We start from the raw sequence: 23,036 nt of genomic DNA, 5'->3' as shown, positions 1-23,036 counted from the left end.
TCTCGCGTGGTGGAACGGGACATCGACCGGGGCAAGATCGGCCGTACGCTGACCGCCGCGATTGCCGCCGACGGCGGTCGGACACGGGGAGGCACGTCCTAGATGAAGCACGTCACGCGGCGGATGACCGTCGGGGCGCTGGCGGCCGTGCTGGTCGCGACGATGACCGGGGTCACCACCTGGGCCCTGGCCGCCGAGCCGCCCGCGGAGCTGCCGGTCCGGCTGATCGTCGGCATGAAGGCGGGCGCCGACACCGCGGCCCCGCTGCGCACCGTCTCCACCATGGGCGTCCGGGCGCTCGACACCGCCGGCCCGGCCCGGCAGGCGATGGCCAGTCTCCGCGCGCACACCATCGAGGTGTCCGCAGCGCGCAGCGCGACGGTGATCGCGGCTCTGCGCAGCGACCCGGCCGTGGCGTACGTCGAGGTGGACCACGTGCGCAAGGTCTCCGACGTGACGCCGGACGACCCGATGTACACCGCGGGTCACCAGCGTGAGATCGACCAGGTGCGGCTGCCCGCCGCGTGGGAGACCAGCACCGGGGACGCCGTCAAGATCGCCGTGCTGGACACGGGCGTGGCGAAGGTCGGCGACCTCAGCGGCGCCGTCGTCGGCGGCTGGAACTACGTCAGCAACACCAGCAACACCAACGACGACTCCGGCCACGGCACCACGGTCGCCTCGATCATCGCCGCTCGCGGCGGCAACGGCGCCGGCATGGCCGGCGGCTGCTGGGGCTGCGTGATCCTGCCGGTCAAGGTGCTGGACCGCAACGGCAACGGCTACGACAGCGTCATCGCCAAGGGCATCGTCTACGCCGTCGACCAGGGCGCGAAGATCATCAACATGTCGCTCGGCGGGCCCGGCTACAGCAAGGCCCTCTCCGACGCGGTCCTGTACGCCAACCGCAAGGGCGTGCTGGTCGTCGCCGCGGCGGGCAACGCCGGCCGTACCGCCAGCCGCAACACCAAGATGTATCCGGCCGCGTTCACCGACGTGGTGGCCGTCGGCGCCACCGCCAGGGGTTCCGACGCCCGCGCCGCCTTCTCCAGCTACAACAAGGCGGGTGACTCCTGGGTCGACATGGCTGCCCCGGGTGCCATCACCGGCATGGACCGCGACGGCGTCTACCACACCGACCAGGAGGGCACCTCCTTCGCGGCGCCGATGGTCGCCGGCGCGGCCGGCCTGATCAAGTCGGCCCACCCGACGTACACCGGCTGGTCGCTGCAGCTCGCCCTGCTCTCCTCGGCCCGGCCGATCGGCAGCTGGAACAAGCACGGGATGCTCGACGCGGCCAGGGCCCTGACGATCGCGACCGACGTCACGCCGCCGACCGTGACCGGAATGACCCCGCGCAGCAACTCGCTCAACCGCGGCACCATCACGGTCACCCCGGCCGGCGTCGCGGACGGCGGCTCCCGGGTCAACAAGGTCAACCTGTACGCGGACGGCGTCTACAAGTCGCAGGACTTCACCGCGCCCTACTCGCTGACGTACAACAGTGCCGGGCGCAACGGCACGGTGAAGCTGCAGCTGCGGATCTACGACAAGGCCGGCAACGAGACCAGGTACGACCGCTCGATCCTGGTGGACAACGTCCTGCCGGCCGTGAAGATCACCAGCGCCCCGAAGAACAAGGCGAAGGTCAAGGGCACGGTCGTGATCAAGGCGACCGCCTCCGACGCCAACAAGGTGCGCCGGGTCGAGCTGCTGATCAACGGCAAGGTGAAGTCGCAGGACACCGCCTCGCCGTACGCGTTCTCCTTCTCTGCCGCCAAGCAGCCGAAGACGATGAAGGTCCAGGTCCGGGCGATCGACAACGCCGGCAACGCCAGGTTCGACACGGCCCGCACGTACACGCGCTGACCGTCGCTGACCGGAAAGCCCTCGCCGGGCGCTCTCGGCGAGGGCTTTCCGCTACCCGAAAGCACCCGGACCGGTCCGACGGTTCGCCGTCCCGCGGCCGACCGTGGGGGCATGAATCTGCGCGCCCTGACCGTCGGTCTCCTGGTAGGTGGCATCGCTCTGGCGGGCGGTGGCCCGGCCGGGGCGGCACCGGCGGAGGACGAGGCGGCGGTCTCGCTGATCGTGGGGCTGCGCGCCGACGCCGACGTGGTCGGCCCGCTGGAGCGCCGCGTGGATGTGGTCGCCAGCGAGCCGATGGTCGGCGCGGTCACCGTCGACGTCCCGGCGGACCAGGTGGCGGAGGCCGCCGAGGTGCTGCGGGCCGACCCGGCCGTCGCCTACGTGGAACGCGACCAGGTCGCCCGGATCGCCGCGGTGAGCCCGGACGACCCGGCGTTCCGCCACCAGTGGGGCATCAGGAAGACCCGCGTCGACACCGCCTGGGCGACCACCCGTGGTTCCGCCGCGACCATCGTCGCGGTCGTGGACACCGGGGTGACGGTGCTGCCCGACCTCGCCGGCCGCGTCCTGCCCGGCCGGGACTTCGTCAACAACGACAGCAACGCCGCCGACGACCAGGGACACGGCACCATGACCGCGGGCGTGATCGCCGCCCGCGGTGACAACCGCACCGGGATCGCCGGGATCTGCTGGACCTGCCGGATCCTGCCGGTGAAGGTGCTCGGCGCCAAGGGCTCCGGCTCGTACAGCGACATCGCGCAGGGTGTGCGCTGGTCGGCCGACCAGGGCGCCGACATCATCAACCTCTCGCTCGGCGGGGCCTCCGACAGCCGGCTGCTGCGCGACGCCGTGGCCTACGCGACCGGCAAGGGCGCGCTGGTGATCGCCGCCGCGGGCAACAACGGCAAGTCGGCCCCGCACTACCCGGCCGCCATCCCGGCCGTGCTGGCCGTGGGTGCCTCCACGTCCACCGACAGCCGCTACTCGTGGTCCAACTACGGCCGGAGCTGGGTCGACATCGCCGCGCCGGGCTGCAACCCGGCGCAGGGGCGCAACGGCGTCGTCGGCAACTTCTGCGGTACGTCCTCGGCCACCCCGTTCGTCGCCGGGGTCGCCGCCCTGCTCGCCGCGACCACGCCCACCCCGGCCGCGGCGGTGATCCGCACGGCCCTGACCACCTCGGCCCACGGCATCGCGGGCACCTGGATCCCGGCGTCCTCCGGCCGGGTCGACGCCGCGGCCGCCCTGGCCTCGCTGCCGGTCACCGACGACTCGGTGCCGCCGGTCACGTCCTTCCGCACGCCCGGCGGCAACGCGCTGGTGCGCGGCACGGTCACCGTCGCGGCGAGGGCGACCGACGACATCGGCATCGCCAAGGTGCAGCTGCTGGCCGACGGTGTCGTGGTGGGCACCGACCGGGTGGCGCCGTACAGCTTCTCCTGGAAGACCAGCGGGCGCGGCAAGGCGGTCACGCTCGGGTTGCGGACGTACGACCGCGGCGGCAACATCGCCGCCGCCACCCGCCGGGTCACGGTCGACAACTGGGGTCCCTCGGTGCGGATGACCGGCGGCCCGGCCGGTGGTTCGCGGCACGTGCGCAAGACCAAGTACGTGACCGCGACGGCTTCCGACACCAACGGCGTGAGCCGGGTGGAACTGCTGGTGGACGGCAAGGTCACCCAGCGGTACGCCGGCAGCAGCCACAAGTTCGCGGTCCAGACCTGGAAGCACGGCGCCGTACTGACCGTCCGCGTCCGCGCCTACGACAAGGCCGGCAACGTGCGGTACGCCCCGGCCCGGAAGTGGTACCGCTGACGCCGGTAAACTCGCGCTCCATGAGCACACCCCGCCCGGTTCTCGTCGTCGACTTCGGTGCCCAGTACGCCCAGCTGATCGCCCGGCGGGTCCGCGAGGCGCGGGTCTACTCGGAGATCGTGCCGCACTCGATGCCGGTCGCCGAGATGCTCGCCAAGAACCCGGCGGCGATCATCCTGTCCGGCGGACCGTCCTCGGTGTACGAGCCGGGCGCCCCGGTGCTGGACGCCAAGCTGTTCGACAACGACGTGCCGGTCTTCGGCATCTGCTACGGCTTCCAGGCCATGGCGCAGGCGCTGGGCGGCACGGTGGCGCACACCGGCTCGCGCGAGTACGGCCGTACCCTGCTCTCCCCGGTCTCCGAGGCCGGCACCCTGCTCCGTGAGCTCCCGGCCGACCTGCCGGTCTGGATGTCGCACGGCGACTCGGTGACCGAGGCCCCCGCCGGTTTCGCGGTGACCGCCTCGTCTGCGGGCGCACCCGTGGCCGCCTTCGAGGACCTGGTCACCCGGCGGGCCGGCGTGCAGTTCCACCCCGAGGTGGCGCACACCCAGCAGGGCCAGGAGATGCTCCAGCGCTTCCTCTACGACATCGCCGGGCTCGAGCCGACCTGGACGTCGTCCAACATCATCGAGGACCAGGTCGCCGCGATCCGCGCGCAGGTCGGTGACAAGCAGGTCATCTGCGGGCTCTCCGGCGGCGTCGACTCGGCGGTGGCCGCGGCCCTGGTGCACAAGGCGATCGGTGACCAGCTCACCTGCATCTTCGTCGACCACGGCCTGCTGCGCGCCGGCGAGGCCGAGCAGGTCGAGAAGGACTACGTCGCGGCCACCGGCATCCGGCTCAAGGTGGTCGAGGCGGCCGACCAGTTCCTCGGGCATCTGGCCGGGGTCACCGACCCGGAGCAGAAGCGGAAGATCATCGGCCGGGAGTTCATCCGGACGTTCGAGGCGGCCGCCCGCGAGCTCGACGCCGAACGGCACATCGAGTTCCTGGTCCAGGGCACCCTCTACCCCGACGTGGTGGAGTCCGGCGGCGGCACCGGCACCGCGAACATCAAGTCGCACCACAACGTCGGCGGCCTGCCCGACGATCTCCAGTTCGCCCTGATCGAGCCGTTGCGCACCCTGTTCAAGGACGAGGTGCGCGCGCTCGGCGCCGAGCTGGGACTGCCCGAGGAGATGGTGCAGCGGCACCCGTTCCCGGGTCCCGGCCTGGCGATCCGGATCATCGGCGCGGTCGACCGGCACCGGCTCGACGTGCTGCGCGCGGCCGACCTGATCGCCCGGGAGGAGCTGACCGCGGCCGGCCTGGACCGCGACGTGTGGCAGTTCCCGGTGGTGCTGCTGGCCGAGGTGCGCAGCGTCGGCGTGCAGGGCGACGGGCGGACCTACGGGCACCCGGTGGTGCTGCGCCCGGTCTCCAGCGAGGACGCCATGACGGCGGACTGGTCCCGTCTGCCCTACGACGTGATCGCGAAGATCTCCACCCGGATCACCAACGAGGTGCCGGAGGTCAACCGGGTCGTCCTGGACGTCACCAGCAAGCCCCCGGGCACCATCGAGTGGGAGTGAGTCACGGCGCGGTCGGCGGCTGACCCCAGGAGGGGTCGGCCGGATCGCGCCAGACCGGCTCGGCCGGGGCCGGCTCCTCCGGCATCAGGAACCAGGCGACCGGGTACGCCAGCAGCGCCGTGCCCCAGGTCAGGGCGGCGAGCACGACGAAGCCGACCCGGATCAGCACCGGGTCGACGGCCAGGTATCGGCCGAGGCCGCTGCAGACGCCCGCCACGATGCGGTCGTCGAGCGGGCGGCGGAGCTGCTTGTACGGGGCGACGGTCGGTGTAGTCATGCTCCAAGAGTGGGCCGCGGAGGCCCCTCGCCGCCTCGGTGAATGCCCCGATACCGACCCTGATTCGCGTCCCCGGGATGGGTGATTCGCGGGCATTGCTGGCTGTTACTGCCCGCCTGCGCTCCGTGCGGAGAACCGCCCTGATCAGCGATTACTGTGGGCTATCGTCCTGTCAGGAATCCGACAGTTCTTGCCGGGAGGTAACATAAACCGGGCAAGATGCCGCCCGTGACCCCCGCACTGGAGCCGCTCCGCAGGATCGCGGCATACGCCGTCGCGACCGATCCCCAAGGCCGCGTCCTTCTCGTCCGCGCCTCGACCCGGTCGGGTACCCCCGGCGTCTGGTCGCTGCCCGGCGGTGCCGTCGACCACGGCGAGGACCCGAACCACACCGTCGTCCGGGAGACCGCCGCCGAGACGGGCCTCTCCGTCGCCGTCAGCGGGCTGCGGGACGTGCTCGCCGACATGCGGTCCCTGCCGCACCGCGGCGTCACCATCCACACCGACCGCCTGGTCTACGAGGTCACCGTCCGCGGCGGCAACCTCTGCGACCGGGTCGGCCAGCCCACCGACCTGGCCCGCTGGCACACCCTGGAAGAGGCCGAGAAGCTGCGCCTGCGGCCCTTCACGGCCGCCGCCCTGGGCCTCTCCGCCGCCTCGGCCGACCTGCGGCCCGAGGAAGTGCCGGACTTCCCCTCCTTCTACGCCGTCGCGGGCCCGGACGGGCTGCACCGCGCACAGCGCTTCGCGGCGTACGCGATCGCCACCGACCCGCACGACCGGCTGCTGCTGACCCGGATCGCCCCCGGCTATCCGGGTGCCGGCTGCTGGCACCTGCCCGGCGGCGGCACCGACTACGGCGAGCAGCCGGGCCCCGCGCTGATCCGTGAGCTGGTCGAGGAGACCGGCCAGGAGGGCCGCCTGATCGAGCTGCTCGGCGTGGCCAGCCACCGCGACGCGGCCTCGCTGGGCCCGGAGGGCTACCCGATCGACTGGCACGGCGTGCGCGCCTTCTACCGGGTCTTCGTCGACGCGCCCACCGAGGTGATCGTCACCGACGTCGGCGGGTCCACGTCCGAGGCCTGCTGGATGGCCCTCAAGGAGGTCGCCGAGCTGCCGGCGGACCAGCTGACCGAGGTGACGGCCGAGGCGCTGCGGGCGGCGCGGCTAGCCTGAGAGGCGTGAAGGTCAGACGAATCGGCGCGTACGGCCTGTGCCGCGACGACGCCGGGCGGGTCCTGCTCGCCCGCAACTCCCACCTGTCCACGTTCCCGGGGCTGTGGACCCTGCCCGGCGGCGGCGTCGAGCAGGGTGAACACCCCGACGACACGGTCGTCCGGGAGTTCGCCGAGGAGACGGGCCTGACCGTACGCGTGACGGGCCTCCGTTCCGTGACCGCCGACGTGTTCCGGCTGCCGCACACGGATACGTGGGAACACACCGACCGGATCATCTACGACGTGCAGCCGGTCGGCGGCAGCCTGCGCAACGAGGCCGAGGGCACCACCGAGCTGGTCGACTGGGTCGATCCGGCCGGCCTGCCGCTGATGCCGTTCACCGCGGTCGTCCTCGGGCAGCCGGGAACGTCGTCCGACGTACCGGACGATCCGGACGAAGCTGTCGCCCGGATCCCCGGCCGGGGCCAGCGTTTCGGGGCGTACGGGCTGGTCACCGATCCGGCCGGGCGGATTCTGCTGACCCGGATCGCCGAGGGCTACCCAGGGGCGGGCCGCTGGCACCTGCCCGGCGGTGGCACCGACCACGGCGAGCTGCCGGAGGCGGCGCTGGCCCGGGAGATCCTCGAGGAGACCGGGCAGCGCGGCCGGGTCACCGGGCTGCTGGGCACTTCGCACCGGTACGACCCGGCGGCGCTGGGCCCGGAAGGGGTGCCGGTGGACTGGCACGTCGTGCGGGTGCTGTTCCGGATGCGGGTGGACGAGCCGGCCGAGCCGAAGGTCCTTGAGTCCGGCGGCTCCACCGCCGCGGCCGGCTGGTTCGATCCGGGTACCCTCGGTGATATTCCGCTCACCGAGGTCACCCGGGAGGCGATCGCCCGGCTCGACGCCGAAACGGCTCATCGGTGATCGCTCTGGTGAGCCTCGGTTAGACTCGTCACAGGGCAAGGCAGTGAACGCGCCTTCCTCGCCCGGCGGAGGATGAAAACTCCAGAGGGTGGCGTTACACATGGCGGTCGATGAGGTAACAGATGTATCTCGCCAAGACCGCTCGGCTATGCGATTGTGTAATCCGCCCAAATGACTGTCCGTAGACGTACGGGCGAAGGGCAGCACCCCGTGTCGGCTCAAGCCGGCGGGCACCCGACCCCCAGATGGAGGAGCACGTGCCGAGAACCCCTTGGCGCCGGCGTCGCACGACGGATAGTCCCCGTCCCGCCGGACGCCGTTGGGCAGGCCGGCTGCGCCGTGGCGGAAGTCTCGCCCGGCAGGCCCTGTTGGTGCGCGTGGGGCGCAGGTCCGGCGACGCCGGGCGAGCCGCCACCGCCACCCGGGCCGAAGTGATCTACACCGGCACGGAGCTCGTCCCGGCCCCGTACAGCCGCGGCCGTACGGTCGCCACCTCCGGCAGCCACGGCCCCGCGGTCATGGCCCAGCCGGCCGTGGTCGAGGCCGACTCCACCTCTCTGCTGCCCGGCGCGCACACCATGCGCCGCCGGATCAGCTTCGCGCTCGTCAACGCGTGCACCCTGGCCAGCCTCGGCCTGGGCCTGATGGCGATCTTCCTGGCCATGCAGGGCGACCCCCGGATCGCGGCCGCCTGCCTGGTGGCCTGCGTCGGCTTCGACGGGCTCGACGGCGCCCTGGCCCGCCGGCTGGGCGTCTCCAGCCCGTTCGGCGCGCAGATGGACTCGCTGGCCGACATGTGCTCGTTCGGCCTCGCCGCGCCGGTCGTGGTCTACGCCGCGCTCTCGCACACCGTGCCGACCGCTGTCGCGGCCGTCGCCTGCATGCTGGTGGCCGGCTGCGCCGCGATCCGGCTGGCCCGGTTCAACGTCTCGCCCAAGGACGGCAAGTTCTTCTCCGGCGTGCCGACCACCCTGGTGGCGGCGGTGCTGGCGCTGACCGTGCTGATCGAGCTGCCGCTGCCGGGCATCGCGGTGCTGGGCGGCGTGGCGCTGCTGGCGTTCGCGATGGTCTCCAGCTTCCCGTACGCCAAGCTGGCCCGGCTCGTGAAGCTCCCGCCGTGGCTGTGGCTGCTGCCGATCGTGGGGGCGCTGGTGGACCCGCGGCTGACGTTCGTGCTGCTCGTGGGGGCGTACGTGCTCAGCGGCCCGATGATGTGGATGCGCGCCAAGCGAGTTTGATCGCCTGAGACGCAAAAGGGCCGGCCCGTACGGGCCGGCCCTTTTTGTCGGGTTACTTCCAGCGGGCGATGACCGAGCTCGCGCCGATGACCTTGTCACCCACGGCGACGACCGCCTCGGCGCGGTCCGCCGGCAGGTAGACGTCCGTGCGGGAACCGAAGCGGATCAGGCCCATCCGCTCACCCTTGGCCACCAGGGTGCCCACCGGGGTGCGCTGCACGATCCGCCGGGCGATCAGGCCGGTGCGCTGAGCCACCGCGACGGTGCCGTGGTCGGTGTCGAGCACCGTGTACGCCGCCACGTTGTGCTCGGCCGCCGCGGTCATGGCGTTGGCGTAGCCGCCGTCGATGACGAAGTAGTCCGTCACCCGGCCGGCCACCGGCACCCGGTTGACGTGCACGTCCAGGACCGACAGGAATACGGCGATGCGCAGGAACTCACCCTCGCCCAGCCGCTCGTCGGTGAGCCGCTCCACGGAGAGCACCCGGCCGTCACTGGCCGCCACGACGGCGTTCGCCTCGGTGGGCACGTCGCGCTCCGGGTCCCGGAAGAACGCCGCCACCGGAGCCGCCGCCAGGGCCGGGAGCAGCCACAACTTCGACTTCGGGCGCAGCGTACGGGCGAGCCCGGCCAGACCCAGCGCGATGCCGGCGGCCGCGACCCCGTTGGAGTCGATGTGCATGGAGCGGGTGACCGGCACGCTCGACGGCCGGTAAGCCGGCGCCAGGGTCGCGGCCACCTTGGTGTCGGCCCGGCTGAACCGCAGCTTGTGCACGCGCAGCGGCGGCTGGTTCCGGGCCACCAGGTCGGTGCCGACCCCGAACAGGGCGCTCTGCCGGAAAAGCTCGGCGGCGGCGCCCCCGGTGCGTCCCGGGACCGCCGGGGTCGCCACGGACACGACAGCGCCCTCGGTGAGGTACTTGGTGAGGCTCTCCAGGACCGCCCGGGCCTCCTCGGCGGTGCCGGTGAGCGGCTCGCCCAGGATGACCACGTCGGCCGGGTCGGCCTCGGCCAGCGAGTCGACGATCCGGACCCGGTCGGCGATCCAGCTGCCCAGCCCGGTGATGTGGTCCCGCAGCAGCTCAGCGGTGCTGCGCTCGCCGGCGACCAGGGTCAGGGTGTCGCCGGGCAGCAACGCCTCGACGACGGCGGCCACCACGGTCGACGCGTGGTCGGCCCCGATGACGAGGGCGGTCGTGGCGGCGTTGTGACGGGCGAACTCGGCGGTGAGGGCGCGTGCGGCACGCGGCCCGACGCCGGTCACAGGTGCGGTGGACACGGCGGGAAACGGCGTCATAGCGGTGCGGGCTCCTCGCGCTGTCGGGATTTCCTCTGCTCGGAGAGCATATTGCGCCGGTCGCGGGCCCCACCCGGTGGTGTGACCCGCGACCGGCGCGTCGCCTCAGCCGCGCCGGGAAACCCCGTCCCGATCGCCGTCCGTGCCTTCGTCCGGATCCTGGTCCCGGTCCATGTCCGGGCCGGGATCCACGCGGGTCACCTCGGTGGTCGGCTCGTCGCCGGCCCCGCCGGCGGTCGGCAGCGGAGCAGTCGGGTCGTCCCCGCTCGCCGCGGGCGGTGCGGATGACGGTGCCGCGGGCGGTGCGGACGACGGTGCCGCGGGCGGTGCGGACGACGGTGCCGCGGGCGGCGCCGAGGCCGGCCCGGTGCTGGTCGCCGGGTCCGGGACCGGGTGCTTCAGGTACGCCGGGTGCAGGTCCACCCGGTCCGCCGGGTTGTCCAGCAGCTCCCGCACGATGTCCGCGTGCATCTCCGGCGGAAGGTCGCCCGGCGTCTCCACCTGCGCCTCGGCCTGCACCGGGGCGGGTACCTCGGGGCGCCGGCCGGAGCGGATGGCGCCGAGCAGCCCGACCGCGCCGAACAGGATCAGGCCGCCGGCCACCAGCCAGCCCGCGGCGGGCAGCCGGACGGTCGCCACCTGGGCGATCGCCCACCAGGCCGCGATGAGCAGGAAGAGCAGCCCGAAACTCAGCGAAATGCTGTCGGTACGGTGCGGCCTCATCGGATCACCTCCAGGTCACCGGTGTTCATCTCGATGGTCAGGCGCAGCGTGCCGCCACCCGCGCCGTCCGACCCCAGGTCCGTGACCTCCTGCGAGCCGAGGTCCTTGCCTTCCCATTCGCGGCCGAAGATCCGGGCCCGGCCGTCCATCCGCACCGAGGTGGTGGTGTCGACGTTGTCGGGCAGCAGGATCTTCATCTGGCCGACCTTCATCGCGACGGTGGTGGCCTGCTCCTTGCCGGTGAAGTCGACGGCGCGCAGGTCGAGGGTGGCCGTACCGATGGTGAAGTCGTAGCGGTCCGCGACCGCGGTGATGGTCTTCGGCCGGTAGGAGCTGTTGCCCAGCTCGCCGCCCCAGGTCTCGGCGCCGCTGGAGATGCCCAGGCCGAAGCTGGCCAGCACCGCCAGGGCGATGAGACCGCGGGCCCGGCCGAACCAGGCGCCGACGACCAGGCCGAGGCCGATCGTGGTCAGCGCGGCGGCGAAGTACGCCGAGACCGAGACGTCCACGCCGGAGAGGTCGATCAGGGCCAGGACGCCCATGACCACCACGATCATGAAGAACGTGATCCGGCCGAGCTTGGAGCGCTCACGGCGCTGCTTCGGCGGCCGCGGCGGCCGGGGCGGGGCCGGCGGCGGGACCGTGCGGTTGCTGCCCTGGGCCCACGGTCCGTGCGGCGCGAACGGCGGTCGGTAGCCACCGGGCGGCGGCCCGAACTGGGGCGGCCGGTGCGGCGCGTAGGCGGTGCTCGGTGGCACGTAAGCCCCCTGGGTGTAGTTGGGCGGAGTCGGTGGCAGCGGCGGGGTCACCGGTTGGCGGGCCGGTGCGGCCGCGGCCGGGAACGGAATCGTGCGAGGCTCGTGCGGAGCGGCCGGTGCCGGAGCCGGCGGCGGGGTCGCGGCGGGCGGGGCCGGGGGAAACGGGGCCGGACCAGCCGCCGTGGCAGCGGACCAGGCGCCGGCCGGTGCGGGTTCCGGCGCCGGGCCGGCTCCCGGTGCCGGCGTGGGCCCCGGGCCGGTGGCGTTCGCCCGGCTGTTCCGCCTGAGCAGCAGCCCGCCGCAGACCAGCACCGCCGCCGCGAGCAGCGTGGCCCGGAAGCCGTCGCGGACGATGAACGCGAAGGTCAGCGCGGCCGCCCCGCCCAGCAGCACGATCGACAGCGGGGCGGTCGCCGAGCGACCGCGGCCGAGCAGGGACTCGATCGGGGACGCGGTGTCGCCCTCGGCCGGGATCAGCAGCCAGCCGACCAGGTAGATCAGCACGCCGACGCCGCCGAAGAAGCCCAGCACGGCCAGCAGCACCCGCCAGAGCACCGGGTCGGTGTTGGTGGCGTTGGCGATCGCGCCGGAGACACCGGCGACGTACCGGCCGCTGGTGGGCCGGATCAGCTTCTCCCGGGCGAACGTGGGCCCGCTGTCCGGCGCCCCGAACCACGGCGGCGGGGTCGCGCCGGGCGGCGGGGTTGCGCCGGGCGGAGGGGGCGCGCCGGGCGGAGAGGTCGCGCCGGGCGGAGAGGTCGCACCAGGAGGGGGCGGCGGGGTCGTTGAGCCGGGCGGGGGCGGGTCGGCCACCGGCGGAGCGCCCGGCGCGGGAGGCTCATAGGCCGGGGGCAGGTCGGCGGCCGGAGACGCAGCCGGCGCCGGCGGCGGGACGGCGGAAGGTGCCGGAGCGTCCTGCGACGGCCCGGCAGCTTCGCGGGACTGGGCAGCTTCGTCGGTCATGACGTCGATACTGGCGGTCCGGCGACCCCAGCCGCCTCAGGCGCCGACCCTGACGCCACCCTGATATCCGCCGGGGGCAGTGATGGGGGAGTTTCCCCGTGGCCCGCGACCCCCTGCCCGTGTGACGATCGAACAGGCCGCAGCGCACGCCGCGCCGAGACCTGGAGGAGGAGCGATCACCGCCACCGCAGCACCCCCGACACCGCGCCGGCTGTACCGGCCGCGCGACCACCGGGTCATCGCCGGTGTCGCGTCCGGTCTGGCGCGCCATCTGGGCATCCCGGTGACCGCGGTCCGCATCGCCCTGGTCGTCCTGCTCAGCTTCAACGGCCTCGGCCTGCTGCTCTACGCGGTCTTCTGGGCCGTGCTGCCGCAGGAGCTGTCCACCGGCAACCGGCGTACCCGTCGGGAGCTCGCGCTGCTGCTCCCGTTCGGCGCGATCGGGCTGGGCGTCATCCTGCTGCAGGGCCTGCTCTTCGGCGACAACGGCGTGGCCGGTACGGCCGGCTGGCTCATCGCGGTCACCGCGGTCGGCGCCGGCGTGATCTGGCACCAGTCCGACCCCACCCGCCGCGGCCAGTGGGCTGACGCGACCCCGCAGGCCCCCTGGCTCGCCGCGGTGGTCGCGGAGAGTGACCGCCGCTCGTTCATCTTCCGCTTCATCGGCGGTGGTGTCCTGGTCGCCACCGGCGTGATCGGCATCCTGGCCGTGTACGCCCCGGCCGGCAACCTCAGCGCCGTCTTCAACGGGGTGATCTTCGCGCTGGTCGGCCTGCTCGGCGTGGGCGTCGTGGTCGCCCCGCTGCTCTGGCGCACGTTCAGCCAGCTCCGCTCCGAGCGGGAGGGCCGCATCCGGGAGCAGGAGCGCGCCGAGGTGGCGGCCATGATCCACGACCAGGTGCTGCACACCCTGGCGCTGATCCAGCGCAACTCCGCGGACATCAAACAGGTCCAGCGGCTGGCCCGCGGCCAGGAGCGCAGCCTGCGCAACTGGCTCTACAAGCCGAGCGCGTCACCCACCGAGCGGTTCGCCGCCGCGCTCGAGCAGGCGGCCGCCGAGGTCGAGGACACGTACGCCATCTCGGTCGAGACCGTGGTGGTCGGTGACACTCAGTGTGACGAGTCGGTGGCCGCTCTGGTCGCCGCCGCGCGGGAGGCGCTGGTCAACGCGGCCCGGCACGCCGGGGTGCAGACGGTGTCGCTCTACGCGGAGGTGGAGACCGAGGAGCTGAGCGTCTTCGTACGCGACCGCGGCGCCGGCTTCGAACTGACGGCGGTGGAGGATACGAGACACGGGGTACGCGGTTCCATCATCGGGCGGATGCGGCGGCACGGCGGTAAGGCCGAGATCCGCAGCGCCCCCGGGGACGGCACCGAGGTACGCCTGACGCTGCCGGTTTCCCGGGAGAGCGTCACCGCCGGAAAGGAGACAGCACGATGACCGAGCCTGTAGCCGAGGAGAACCGGCGGCTGACCGTCTTCCTCGTGGACGACCACGCCATGTTCCGCGCCGGTGTCCGCGCCGAGCTCGGTGCCCACGTCGAGGTGGTGGGCGAGGCGAGCACGGTGGCCGAGGCCGTCGCCCGGATCGCCGCGACGACTCCCGACGTGGTGCTGCTCGACGTGCACATGCCCGACGGCGGTGGCCGCGCGGTGCTCGACGCCATGCGGCGTACCCATCCGCAGGTGAAGTTTCTCGCCCTGTCGGTCTCCGACGCGGCCGAGGACGTGATCGGCCTGATCAGGGCTGGCGCCCGCGGCTACGTGACCAAGACGATCTCGCCCGACGAGCTGGCGGCGGCGATCCGGCGGGTGGCCGACGGCGACGCCGTGTTCAGCCCGCGGCTGGCCGGCTTCGTGCTGGACGCGTTCGCATCGCGCCCCGACGTCCCGGTGGCGGATCCGGAGCTGGACCAGCTCACCAACCGTGAGCGCGAAGTGCTGCGGCTGCTGGCCCGCGGGTACGCGTATAAAGAGATCGCAAAGGAGCTGTACATCTCCATCAAGACTGTGGAAACTCACGTGTCGAACGTGTTGCGCAAGCTGCAGATGTCGAACCGGTACGAGTTGTCACGCTGGGCGGCTGATCGCCGGCTCGTCTGAAGGAGTCCCGCACCATGGTCCGCAAGGCCCCACGACTGGTGGCGGCTGCGGCGCTCGCCCTCGTCCTGTCGGCGTACGGCTGCACGGACCAGGGCCCGGACGAGGACGTCCCGGCCCGGACGGTGGTGATCGGCATCGCCGAGCCCCGGCATCTGATCCCCAGCGACACCGTGGACGTGAGCGGCAAGCAGGTGCTGGCCGCGCTGTTCCAGCCGCTGGTCACCGTCGACGGCCGGGGCGCGCTGGTCCCGGCCGCGGCGCAGTCCGTCAAGGCCGACCGGACGGCCCGGGTGTGGACCGTCCAGTTGAAGCCGGGGCTCACGTTCAGCAACGGCGAGCAGGTCACGGCGGACAGTTATCTCGACGCCTGGAACTACGGCGCCTACGGCCCGAACCACCAGAGCGCGACGTCCTACTACGACCGCATCGAGGGGTACGCCGACCTGCAGGCGCGGGACCCGGAGGGCCTGCCCGAGGCCAAGACGCTGCGGGGCCTGAAGAAGGTCGGTGACACCGCCTTCACCGTGACTCTGTCGGCACCGTTCGCCGGCTTCGGCACTCTGCTGAACGACGCCGCTTTCTACCCGTTGCCCAAGGCCGCCTTCTCCGCGCCGGGTGTCATCGCCGGCGATTTCGAGAACGCCGTCGTCGGCAACGGCCCTTTCAGACTCAAGGGCCGGTGGGAGCGGGGCAGCCGGATCCTGATGGAGAAGACGCCGGGTTTCGCGGGCACGGCCGCGAAGGTGGACGGCCTGCTGTGGAGGATGTACGAGGACGTCGGGGACGCGTACGCCGATCTGGTCGACGGGGACATCGACATCCAGGCCAGGATCCCGGTCGAGCTGGTCGGCAAGGCCGCCACGGACCTCGGGCCGCGCCTGCGGAAGAGCCCGAACTCCACCTACACCTTCCTCGGGCTGCCGGCGTCCCAGCCCGGGTTCGCCGAGCCGGAGGTGCGCCGGGCGCTGTCCCTGGCGATCAACCGCCAGGAGCTGATCGACCGGGCCTTCCGGGGGACCGAGACCGCCGCCACGGCGTTCATGTCTCCGGTGGTCCCCGGCTACCGGGCCGGTTCCTGCGCCGACTACTGCCGGTACGACCCCGCGCGGGCCAGGGAGATGTACCGGGCCGCCGGCGGTCCGGCGGAGATCACGATCAGTTCCAGCCGCGACAGCGGCCCGCCGAGCTGGATCGACGACCTGTGCCGGCAGCTCACCGCGTCGCTGGGCGTCAAGTGCACCGGGGCCGTCGCCGGCGACCTCGCCGAAGTGCTGGCCAAGGTGGAGAAGCGTCAGGCGGTCGGCCTGGTCCGGTTGAGCTGGACCATGGATTACCCGCTGCCGGAGAGTTATCTGTCCCCGCTGTACGCGACCAACGGCTCGGCGAATCTGTCCGGCTACAGCAACCCGGCCTTCGACAATCTGGTCGCCGCCGGCGCCAAAGCACCGACGCTGTCCCGGGCGGTCAAGCAGTGGCAGGAGGCGGAGGACCTGTTGGCGCAGGACATGCCGGTCATCCCGCTGCGGTTCGGGCAGAACGTCTTCGGACACTCCGAAAGAGTCGGCAACGTATCGATCGATTCCGCTCAGCGCATCGATGTGCTGGGCGTTGAACTGACCGGCTGAGAAGTCCCGGGCCGGGGCGTCCGGGCGGGCCGGCGGGTGGCTCCGGCGGCACCGAGATGCCCACGGGGAAGGTGGCGAACCGCCCGGTTTGTGCCGGATCTTTTGTGCGGTAATCGCCTCTGCGCTGCGCATTTGCACATATCCTGGGCCCGTATCGGATTGATAACACGTCTTTCCGTGCTGGGTCGGCAGGTGTCAGAGTTGCTTCGGCCTCACGCGCCTGTGACGAGCCGCCGGGAGCTCATGTGAAACGCGCTGTCGACGGCGGTGCGCTGTGCGCGAGCTCCGGGGCTGTCGTCGATCGGCCGTCGTGTGGTTGACAGACGATGTATTGAGGTGTCAGAAGTTCCGAATTCCTGCCGCACCACATCGGCGACCGCCGATCGGGGGCTGCGAGCAGGCGGGTGATCCAGATGTGATCACCAGATATGCATAAGAGGAGGCCCCCAACCATGAGAGTCTCGAAGCGGGCGAGGCTGGTCGCTACGACCGCGGCCGTTGCGCTCGTGGCGGCCGGATGCAGCGGTGGCGGCGACAGCGACACCGACAATGCCGGCGGCGATACAGCGAACGGTGCCATCACCATCGACGGCACCCAGCCAGAGGTCGGGCTGGTCCCGGCCAGCACCACCGAAACCGGTGGCGGCAAGATCATCGACTTCATGTGGACCGGTCTGGTCACGTACCCCAACGACGGCAGCGCCCCGAAGAACGCCGTGGCGGAGTCGATCAAGACGACCGACTCCAAGGTCTACACGATCGCCCTGAAGCAGGGCACCAAGTTCCACGACGGCACCGAGGTCAAGGCGAAGAACTTCGTCGACGCCTGGAACTGGGCCGCGTACTCGCCCAACGGTGCGCAGAACTCCAGCTTCTTCAGCGACATCGCGGGCTTCACCGACGTCAACACCCCGGACCCGGATGACGACGGCCCGAAGAAGGCGCCGGAGCCCAAGGCCAAGACCATGTCCGGCCTGAAGGTTGTCGACGACTACAACTTCACCGTCACGCTGGCCACGCCGTTCTCGATCTTCCCGACGAAGCTCGGCTACAGCGCCTACATGCCGCTGCCCGACGTCTTCTTCACCCAGAAGCCCGAGGAGTTCGGCAAGAAGCCGATCGGCAACGGCCCGGTCAAGTTCGTCTCCTGGACCGACAACGTCGAGATCAAGCTGACCCGCTTCGACGAGTACACGCTCGACGACAAGGTCAAGATCAAGGACGTCACGGTCAAGATGTACCAGGAGGACACGGCCGCGTACGCCGACCTCCAGTCGGGCAACCTCGACTTCCAGCAGCAGATCCCGGTCTCGGCGCTCGCCGGCGACAAGTGGAAGACCGACCTCGGTGACCGCGCGCTCAACGTGCCGATCCCGAGCACCGGCATCATCGCCTTCCCGATCTACGACGCGCGGTTCAAGAACGCTGATCTGCGCCGGGCCGTCTCGCTGGCGATCAACCGCCAGGAGATCACCGACAAGATCTTCTTCGGGGCGCGTACGCCCGCCGACAGCTGGGCGAACCCGCTGACCCCGGGCAACCAGAAGGGCAACTGCACCGTGTGCAAGTTCGACCCTGAGGGCGCCAAGGCGGCGCTGGCCAAGGCCGGCGGCTTCACCGGTGAGATGGTCCTGTACTACAACGCGGACGCCAGCCACAAGGAGTGGATGGAGGCCGTCGCGCAGAGCGTGAAGAACGTGCTCGGCATCAACATCCGCGCCGAGGGCATCCCGACCTTCGCGGTCTTCCGTCAGGGCATCAACGCCAAGCAGATGAAGGGTCCGTACCGCGCCGGCTGGCAGCAGGACTACCCGGACGTGGAGAACTGGATCGGCCCGCTGTACGTGACCGGCGGTTCCTCCAACGACGGCAGCTACAGCAACCCGCAGGTGGACGCGCTCTACAAGGAGGGCACCGCCTCGACCGACGTCGAAGCGGCGCACGCCAAGTTCGCTGAGGCTGTGAAGCTGATCGACCAGGACGTGCCGACCATTCCGGTCTACTTCTCGAACCAGCAGTCGGGTACCTCCGACAAGGTGAAGAACGTCAACACCAGCAACGTCGGCGAGATCGACCTCTCCTCGGTCGAAATCGCGTAGGCGTAGCTTCTGACCTCAGGTCCGGCTCCTCACTCGGGGGGCCGGACCTGAGTCGGTCTACGAGGGGCGTGCCGACGCCTGCTGGTACACACTGGGCATCACGAGCGCCCAACATCCGCACGGGGCGCCACAAGCGCCCGTCTCTGGGAGGACCTATGGGCCGTTACATCGTCAGACGGCTACTTCAGCTTGTCCCCGTCTTTATCGGAACCACCTTTCTCATCTACTGGCTCGTCTGGTCCGTCCCTGGCGATCCCTTCGCGGGCAAGTGTGGCGACCGTCCCTGTCCTGACAACTACATCCAGGTCATGACGGAGAAGTTCAACCTCGATCAGCCCCTGTACGTGCAGTACTTCACGTACATGCAGAACCTCCTGCAGGGCGACTTCGGCGAGACTTTCGGCGGCCGGTCGATCAACGACCTCATCGCGGCGGCGTATCCGAACACCATCAAGCTGGCGTTCGTCGCCCTCGCGGTCGAGGCTCTCATCGGCCTCACCGCCGGTGTGCTGACCGGTCTGCGACGCAACGGCTTCCTGGACAACCTGGTCCTGGTCTCCACGCTGTTCCTCATCGCGCTGCCGACCTTCGTCACCGGCTTCTTCCTGCAGTACCTGTTCGGCGTCCAGTGGGGCATCATCAAGCCCACGGTCTCCAACCCGCCGTCGTTCACCGAGCTGCTCATCCCCGGCTTCGTGCTGGGCAGCGTCTCGATGGCGTACGTCGCGCGCCTGGCCCGCACGAGCATCGCGGAGAACCGGAGCGCCGACTACGTGCGTACCGCGATCGCCAAGGGCCTGCCGATGCGGCGGGTGGTCGGGGTGCACCTGCTGCGCAACTCGTTGATCCCGGTCATCACGTACCTCGGTACGGACCTCGGCGCCCTGATGGGCGGCGCAATCGTCACCGAAGGCATCTTCGGCATCAACGGAATCGGACGGGAAGTCTACCGGGCCATCGTGACCAAGGAAGGCGCTACGGTGGTCTCCATCGTCGTCATCCTGGTGCTCGTCTACCTGGTGATGAACCTGCTGGTCGACATGCTGTACGCCCTCCTGGACCCGAGGATCCGCTATGAGTGATCCGACCATGAGCTCGATGGTCACCACGCCCCGAGCCGAGCAACCCACCGCGCCGGGGGCCACCGCCCCCACGGACGCGGGACTCCCCGAGAACCAGCAGGCCGACAAGCCTCGTGGCCTGCTCGGTGACGCGTGGCGCGACCTGCGCCGTAAGCCGCTGTTCTGGATCTCGTCGTTCTTCATCGTGCTGTTCCTGGTGATGGCGGCGTTCCCGTCGTTGTTCACCTCGGCCGATCCCGACTACGGCACGCTGTCGCGCAGCCGCGTCGGCCCGTCCGCCGACGCCTGGTTCGGCTACGACGTGCAGGGGCGTGACGTGTACGCCCGGGTCATCTACGGTGCCCGAGCGTCGATCATGGTGGCGGTGCTGTCGACCCTCGGTACCGTGCTGATCGGTGGCCTGGTCGGCGTGATCGCCGGCTTCCGCGGCGGCTGGTTCGACGCCGTCCTGTCCCGCATCGCCGACATCTTCTTCGGTCTGCCGTTCGTGCTCGGGGCGATCGTCATCCTGTTCACGTTCAACCCGCCGGGCGCCAACCGCGGCGAGTTCGAGATCATCATGCTGGTGGTCGCGTCGCTGATCCTGCTGAGCTGGCCGGTCTCGATGCGGATCATGCGTTCGTCGGTGCTGGCCACCAAGGAGGCCGACTACATCGTGGCGGCCCGGGCCCTGGGCGCGAGCAATCTGCGCATCGTGTTCAAGCACCTGATCCCGAACTGCCTGGCCCCGCTCCTGGTCTACTCCACGATCCTGGTGGGTTCCTTCATCGGTGCGGAGGCGACTCTGTCGTTCCTCGGCGTGGGTCTGCAGTCGCCGGTCGTGTCCTGGGGCGTGATGATCAACGAATCCCAGAACTACATCCGCGTCTCGCTGTACCTGCTGCTCTTCCCCGCCGCCTTCCTCGTGACCGCCGTGCTCAGCTTCGTGATGCTGGGCGAGGCCGTGCGCGAGGCCCTCGACCCGAAAATGCGGTAGGAGCCACCGTGTCCGAAGTTGTCATCACCGATCCCGAGTTCTCGACGACCGGCCGTCCCAGCGGCCGGCTCCTCGAGGTCGAGGATCTGCACGTCGAGTTCCGCACCCGCGAGGGCATCGCCAAGGCCATCAACGGCGTCTCGTTCCACGTCGACGCCGGCGAGACCCTGGCGGTCCTGGGCGAGTCCGGCTCGGGCAAGAGCGTGACCGCCCAGACCATCATGGGCATCCTGGACCAGCCGCCCGGCTTCGTCTCCGGCGGTGAGATCCGGTTCCACGGCAAGGACATGCTCAAGATGTCCGAGGAGGGCCGCCGCAAGATCCGTGGCCACGGCATCGCCATGGTCTTCCAGGACGCGCTCTCGGCCCTCAACCCGGTCTTCACCGTGGGCTTCCAGATCGGCGAGCAGTTCCGCATCCGCAAGGGGCTCAGCCGCGGCGACGCCAAGAAGCGGGCGATCGAGCTGCTCGACCAGGTCAAGATCCCCAACGCGAAGCAGCGGGTCACCGAGTTCCCGCACCAGTTCTCCGGTGGTATGCGGCAGCGCGTCATGATCGCGATGTCGCTGGCGCTGGACCCCGAGGTGCTCATCGCGGACGAGCCGACCACCGCGCTGGACGTGACCGTGCAGGCCCAGATCATGGACCTGCTGGCCGACCTGCAGCGCGAGCGCCAGATGGGGCTCATCCTCATCACGCACGACCTGGGTGTCGTGGCCGACGTGGCGGACCGCATCGCGGTCATGTACGCCGGGCGCATCGTCGAGGAAGCCAACGTGCACGACCTGTACGCGCGGCCGGCGCACCCGTACACCGTGGGTCTGCTCAACTCGATCCCGCGGATCGACGAGAAGGGGCAGGAGCTCCGCACCATCAAGGGGCTCCCGCCGAACCTGATGCGGATCCCGCCGGGTTGTCCGTTCCACCCCCGCTGCCCCAAGGCGCAGCCCGTCTGCGTCGAGAAGGTGCCCCCGCTGCGCGTGGTGGCACCGGCGCGGGGCAGCGCCTGCCACTTCGCCGAGGAGGTTCTGCGCGGTGAGTGAGACCATTCTCGAGGCCAAGAGCGTCGTCAAGCACTACCCGGTCACCCGGGGTGTGCTCTTCCGCAAGACCATCGGTCAGGTCCAGGCTGTGGACGGCGTGTCGTTCAGCCTCAAGGCGGGCGAGACGCTGGGCATCGTGGGGGAGTCGGGCTGCGGCAAGTCGACGCTGGCCCGGGTCCTGATGAATCTCGAACGGCCCACTGCGGGCTCGGTCGAGTACCGCGGCCGGGACATGTTCTCGATGCGCGGCGGGGAGATGCGCAAGCTGCGACGGCAGATCCAGCTCGTCATGCAGGACCCGTACACGTCGCTCAATCCCCGGATGACGGTCGGTGACCTGATCGGCGAGCCGTTCGAGATCCACACCGACGTCGCGCCCAAGGGCAGCCGGCGCAAGAAGGTGCAGGAGCTGCTGGAGGTGGTCGGGCTCAACCCCGAGCACATCAACCGTTACCCGCACCAGTTCTCCGGCGGTCAGCGCCAGCGCATCGGCATCGCCCGGGCGCTGGCCCTGCGCCCGGAGATCATCATCTGTGACGAGCCGGTCAGCGCGCTGGACGTGTCGATCCAGGCGCAGGTGATGAACCTGCTGGACAGCCTCCAGAAGGAACTGGGGCTGGCCTACATCTTCATCGCCCACGACCTCTCGGTGGTGCGGCACCTGTCCGACCGCGTCGCGGTGATGTACCTCGGCAAGATCGTCGAGATCGGCACCGAGGACCAGATCTACGAGCGGCCGACGCACCCGTACACGCAGGCGCTGTTGTCGGCGGTGCCGGTGCCCGACCCGAACAGCCGCGGCACGAAGGCGATCATCCGGCTCACCGGCGACGTGCCGAGCCCGGCGAACCCGCCGTCGGGGTGCCGTTTCCGGACGCGCTGCTGGAAGGCTCAGGACATCTGTGCCGAGCAGGTTCCGGAGCTGGTGGAGCGGCCGGGCACGGACCACCCGAGTGCCTGCCACTTCGCCGAGGAGCGCGAGATCCTGGTGACCCACGAGGCCGGGACGCTCTGAGCCGCCTCCGCTGATCCGCGCCGCCGTGGTCCTCTGCCGAGGGCCGCGGCGGCGCGCGTCTGTGGGGGTGGGCCGGCACCGAGGCCGGAGCTGCTAGAGGGGTCCGCGACCGGCACGCAGCAGCAGCAATGCCACCTGGGTGCCGTCCGGGCCGAGCGCCTCCCGGAAGCGCTCGACGATCTCCCGCTCCCGGGAGAGGACCAGCCGGGTGCCGCCCGATGCCATCCGGGTGCGGCCGACGTGCTGGGACAGCCGCGAGCGTTCCAGCCACAAGTCGATCAGCGCCTGATCGATCTCGTCGATGCGCTCGCGGATCGCCTTGATCTCCTCCGCGGCCGGTTCGGCGCCGGCGCCGGTCTGCTGGTCCATCAGGTCTGCGCTCATGTCGTGCTCCTCGGGTGCTGACGTCCCGGTCGGCCCGGCCCGGGCAGCATCAAGCCCCGGGCTCGGGAGCCCGGGGCTTGATGTAGGTCTGTCGTTCAGACGCGTCCTACG

General features: G+C 70.9%; 19 protein-coding genes. 14 read left to right on the top strand and 5 right to left on the bottom strand.

Annotated elements, in window-relative coordinates; all coding sequences use genetic code 11:
- The first annotated feature begins 102 nt into the window (after positions 1–102).
- From Aau02nite_RS02935 to guaA, 3 genes are all read left to right on the top strand, one after another.
- Entirely contained in the window at positions 103–1,869 is a 1,767-nt protein-coding gene (locus tag Aau02nite_RS02935) for a S8 family serine peptidase (RefSeq protein ID WP_212986729.1), read from the top strand.
- A gap of 111 nt (positions 1,870–1,980) precedes the next feature.
- The gene (locus tag Aau02nite_RS02930) at positions 1,981–3,684 is read left to right on the top strand and encodes a S8 family serine peptidase (RefSeq protein ID WP_212986728.1); all 1,704 of its coding nucleotides are present in this window, start codon (positions 1,981–1,983) and stop codon (positions 3,682–3,684) included.
- Between the two features lie 20 nt (positions 3,685–3,704).
- Complete coding sequence (gene guaA, locus Aau02nite_RS02925) at positions 3,705–5,258, top strand: glutamine-hydrolyzing GMP synthase (protein WP_212986727.1); 1,554 nt, start codon at positions 3,705–3,707, stop codon at positions 5,256–5,258.
- Position 5,259: 1 nt separating this feature from the next.
- On the opposite strand, the gene Aau02nite_RS02920 is transcribed toward guaA, so the two are convergent.
- Complete coding sequence (locus tag Aau02nite_RS02920) at positions 5,260–5,535, bottom strand: PspC domain-containing protein (RefSeq protein ID WP_212986726.1); 276 nt, start codon at positions 5,533–5,535, stop codon at positions 5,260–5,262.
- A 228-nt stretch (positions 5,536–5,763) separates the two neighbouring features.
- Between Aau02nite_RS02920 and Aau02nite_RS02915 the strand changes: the two genes are divergently transcribed.
- The 3 genes from Aau02nite_RS02915 to Aau02nite_RS02905 all read left to right on the top strand — a co-directional run bounded on the left by Aau02nite_RS02915 (position 5,764) and on the right by Aau02nite_RS02905 (position 8,857).
- A complete protein-coding gene (locus tag Aau02nite_RS02915) occupies positions 5,764–6,711 on the top strand; it encodes an NUDIX hydrolase (protein ID WP_212986725.1) in 948 nt (315 codons plus the stop codon).
- A 5-nt stretch (positions 6,712–6,716) separates the two neighbouring features.
- Positions 6,717–7,619, top strand: coding sequence for an NUDIX domain-containing protein (locus Aau02nite_RS02910; protein WP_212986724.1), 903 nt, complete (start codon positions 6,717–6,719; stop codon positions 7,617–7,619).
- Positions 7,620–7,951: 332 nt separating this feature from the next.
- Positions 7,952–8,857, top strand: a complete 906-nt coding sequence (locus Aau02nite_RS02905; RefSeq protein ID WP_212986747.1) for a CDP-alcohol phosphatidyltransferase family protein — start codon at positions 7,952–7,954, stop codon at positions 8,855–8,857.
- 52 nt (positions 8,858–8,909) lie between these two features.
- Here Aau02nite_RS02905 and Aau02nite_RS02900 read toward each other — a convergent pair whose 3' ends face one another.
- From Aau02nite_RS02900 to Aau02nite_RS02890, 3 genes are all read right to left on the bottom strand, one after another.
- Positions 8,910–10,154 carry a phosphatidylserine decarboxylase gene (locus Aau02nite_RS02900; protein WP_212986723.1) on the bottom strand — a complete coding sequence of 415 codons (1,245 nt, stop codon included), beginning with the start codon at positions 10,152–10,154 and terminating at the stop codon, positions 8,910–8,912.
- A 105-nt stretch (positions 10,155–10,259) separates the two neighbouring features.
- Positions 10,260–10,877: a hypothetical protein gene (locus tag Aau02nite_RS46140; RefSeq protein WP_246594848.1), complete on the bottom strand. Its 618-nt coding sequence runs from the start codon at positions 10,875–10,877 to the stop codon at positions 10,260–10,262.
- Positions 10,874–12,598 carry a PspC domain-containing protein gene (locus tag Aau02nite_RS02890; RefSeq protein ID WP_212986722.1) on the bottom strand — a complete coding sequence of 575 codons (1,725 nt, stop codon included), beginning with the start codon at positions 12,596–12,598 and terminating at the stop codon, positions 10,874–10,876. Before Aau02nite_RS02890 ends, Aau02nite_RS46140 begins: the two co-directional genes overlap by 4 nt.
- Positions 12,599–12,809: 211 nt before the next feature.
- Here Aau02nite_RS02890 and Aau02nite_RS02885 point away from each other — a divergent pair, with 211 nt between their 5' ends.
- The 8 genes from Aau02nite_RS02885 to Aau02nite_RS02850 all read left to right on the top strand — a co-directional run bounded on the left by Aau02nite_RS02885 (position 12,810) and on the right by Aau02nite_RS02850 (position 22,541).
- A complete protein-coding gene (locus Aau02nite_RS02885; protein ID WP_246594850.1) occupies positions 12,810–14,039 on the top strand; it encodes an ATP-binding protein in 1,230 nt (409 codons plus the stop codon).
- Positions 14,036–14,701, top strand: a complete 666-nt coding sequence (locus Aau02nite_RS02880; RefSeq protein ID WP_212986720.1) for a response regulator — start codon at positions 14,036–14,038, stop codon at positions 14,699–14,701. Before Aau02nite_RS02885 ends, Aau02nite_RS02880 begins: the two co-directional genes overlap by 4 nt.
- A gap of 14 nt (positions 14,702–14,715) precedes the next feature.
- Entirely contained in the window at positions 14,716–16,326 is a 1,611-nt protein-coding gene (locus Aau02nite_RS02875; RefSeq protein ID WP_212986719.1) for a peptide ABC transporter substrate-binding protein, read from the top strand.
- Positions 16,327–16,778: 452 nt separating this feature from the next.
- Entirely contained in the window at positions 16,779–18,425 is a 1,647-nt protein-coding gene (locus Aau02nite_RS02870) for a peptide ABC transporter substrate-binding protein (RefSeq protein ID WP_212986718.1), read from the top strand.
- Positions 18,426–18,580: 155 nt separating this feature from the next.
- The gene (locus Aau02nite_RS02865) at positions 18,581–19,507 is read left to right on the top strand and encodes an ABC transporter permease (RefSeq protein WP_212986717.1); all 927 of its coding nucleotides are present in this window, start codon (positions 18,581–18,583) and stop codon (positions 19,505–19,507) included.
- A gap of 7 nt (positions 19,508–19,514) precedes the next feature.
- Positions 19,515–20,483, top strand: coding sequence for an ABC transporter permease (locus tag Aau02nite_RS02860; protein ID WP_438841094.1), 969 nt, complete (start codon positions 19,515–19,517; stop codon positions 20,481–20,483).
- Between the two features lie 8 nt (positions 20,484–20,491).
- Positions 20,492–21,526, top strand: coding sequence for an ABC transporter ATP-binding protein (locus tag Aau02nite_RS02855; protein WP_212986715.1), 1,035 nt, complete (start codon positions 20,492–20,494; stop codon positions 21,524–21,526).
- Positions 21,519–22,541: an ABC transporter ATP-binding protein gene (locus tag Aau02nite_RS02850; protein ID WP_212986714.1), complete on the top strand. Its 1,023-nt coding sequence runs from the start codon at positions 21,519–21,521 to the stop codon at positions 22,539–22,541. Before Aau02nite_RS02855 ends, Aau02nite_RS02850 begins: the two co-directional genes overlap by 8 nt.
- Positions 22,542–22,634: 93 nt before the next feature.
- On the opposite strand, the gene Aau02nite_RS02845 is transcribed toward Aau02nite_RS02850, so the two are convergent.
- Positions 22,635–22,925 carry a chorismate mutase gene (locus Aau02nite_RS02845; protein WP_203773738.1) on the bottom strand — a complete coding sequence of 97 codons (291 nt, stop codon included), beginning with the start codon at positions 22,923–22,925 and terminating at the stop codon, positions 22,635–22,637.
- Between the last annotated feature and the right edge of the window lie 111 nt (positions 22,926–23,036).

The sequence above is a fragment of the Actinoplanes auranticolor genome, from assembly GCF_018332655.1.
Taxonomy (GTDB): Bacteria; Actinomycetota; Actinomycetes; order Mycobacteriales; family Micromonosporaceae; genus Actinoplanes; species Actinoplanes auranticolor.
This window is presented reverse-complemented; position numbering and strand designations above follow the sequence as displayed.

What these genes read in the sequence shown, in the direction of transcription:
- Aau02nite_RS02935 (WP_212986729.1), top strand. Translation starts at nt 103, where the DNA reads ATGAAGCACGTCACGCGGCGGATGACCGTCGGGGCGCTGGCGGCCGTG.
- Aau02nite_RS02930 (WP_212986728.1), top strand. Translation starts at nt 1,981, where the DNA reads ATGAATCTGCGCGCCCTGACCGTCGGTCTCCTGGTAGGTGGCATCGCT.
- guaA (WP_212986727.1), top strand. Translation starts at nt 3,705, where the DNA reads ATGAGCACACCCCGCCCGGTTCTCGTCGTCGACTTCGGTGCCCAGTAC.
- Aau02nite_RS02920 (WP_212986726.1), bottom strand. Translation starts at nt 5,535, where the DNA reads ATGACTACACCGACCGTCGCCCCGTACAAGCAGCTCCGCCGCCCGCTC.
- Aau02nite_RS02900 (WP_212986723.1), bottom strand. Translation starts at nt 10,154, where the DNA reads ATGACGCCGTTTCCCGCCGTGTCCACCGCACCTGTGACCGGCGTCGGG.
- Aau02nite_RS46140 (WP_246594848.1), bottom strand. Translation starts at nt 10,877, where the DNA reads ATGAGGCCGCACCGTACCGACAGCATTTCGCTGAGTTTCGGGCTGCTC.
- Aau02nite_RS02890 (WP_212986722.1), bottom strand. Translation starts at nt 12,598, where the DNA reads ATGACCGACGAAGCTGCCCAGTCCCGCGAAGCTGCCGGGCCGTCGCAG.
- Aau02nite_RS02880 (WP_212986720.1), top strand. Translation starts at nt 14,036, where the DNA reads ATGACCGAGCCTGTAGCCGAGGAGAACCGGCGGCTGACCGTCTTCCTC.
- Aau02nite_RS02875 (WP_212986719.1), top strand. Translation starts at nt 14,716, where the DNA reads ATGGTCCGCAAGGCCCCACGACTGGTGGCGGCTGCGGCGCTCGCCCTC.
- Aau02nite_RS02870 (WP_212986718.1), top strand. Translation starts at nt 16,779, where the DNA reads ATGAGAGTCTCGAAGCGGGCGAGGCTGGTCGCTACGACCGCGGCCGTT.
- Aau02nite_RS02865 (WP_212986717.1), top strand. Translation starts at nt 18,581, where the DNA reads ATGGGCCGTTACATCGTCAGACGGCTACTTCAGCTTGTCCCCGTCTTT.
- Aau02nite_RS02860 (WP_438841094.1), top strand. Translation starts at nt 19,515, where the DNA reads ATGAGCTCGATGGTCACCACGCCCCGAGCCGAGCAACCCACCGCGCCG.
- Aau02nite_RS02845 (WP_203773738.1), bottom strand. Translation starts at nt 22,925, where the DNA reads ATGAGCGCAGACCTGATGGACCAGCAGACCGGCGCCGGCGCCGAACCG.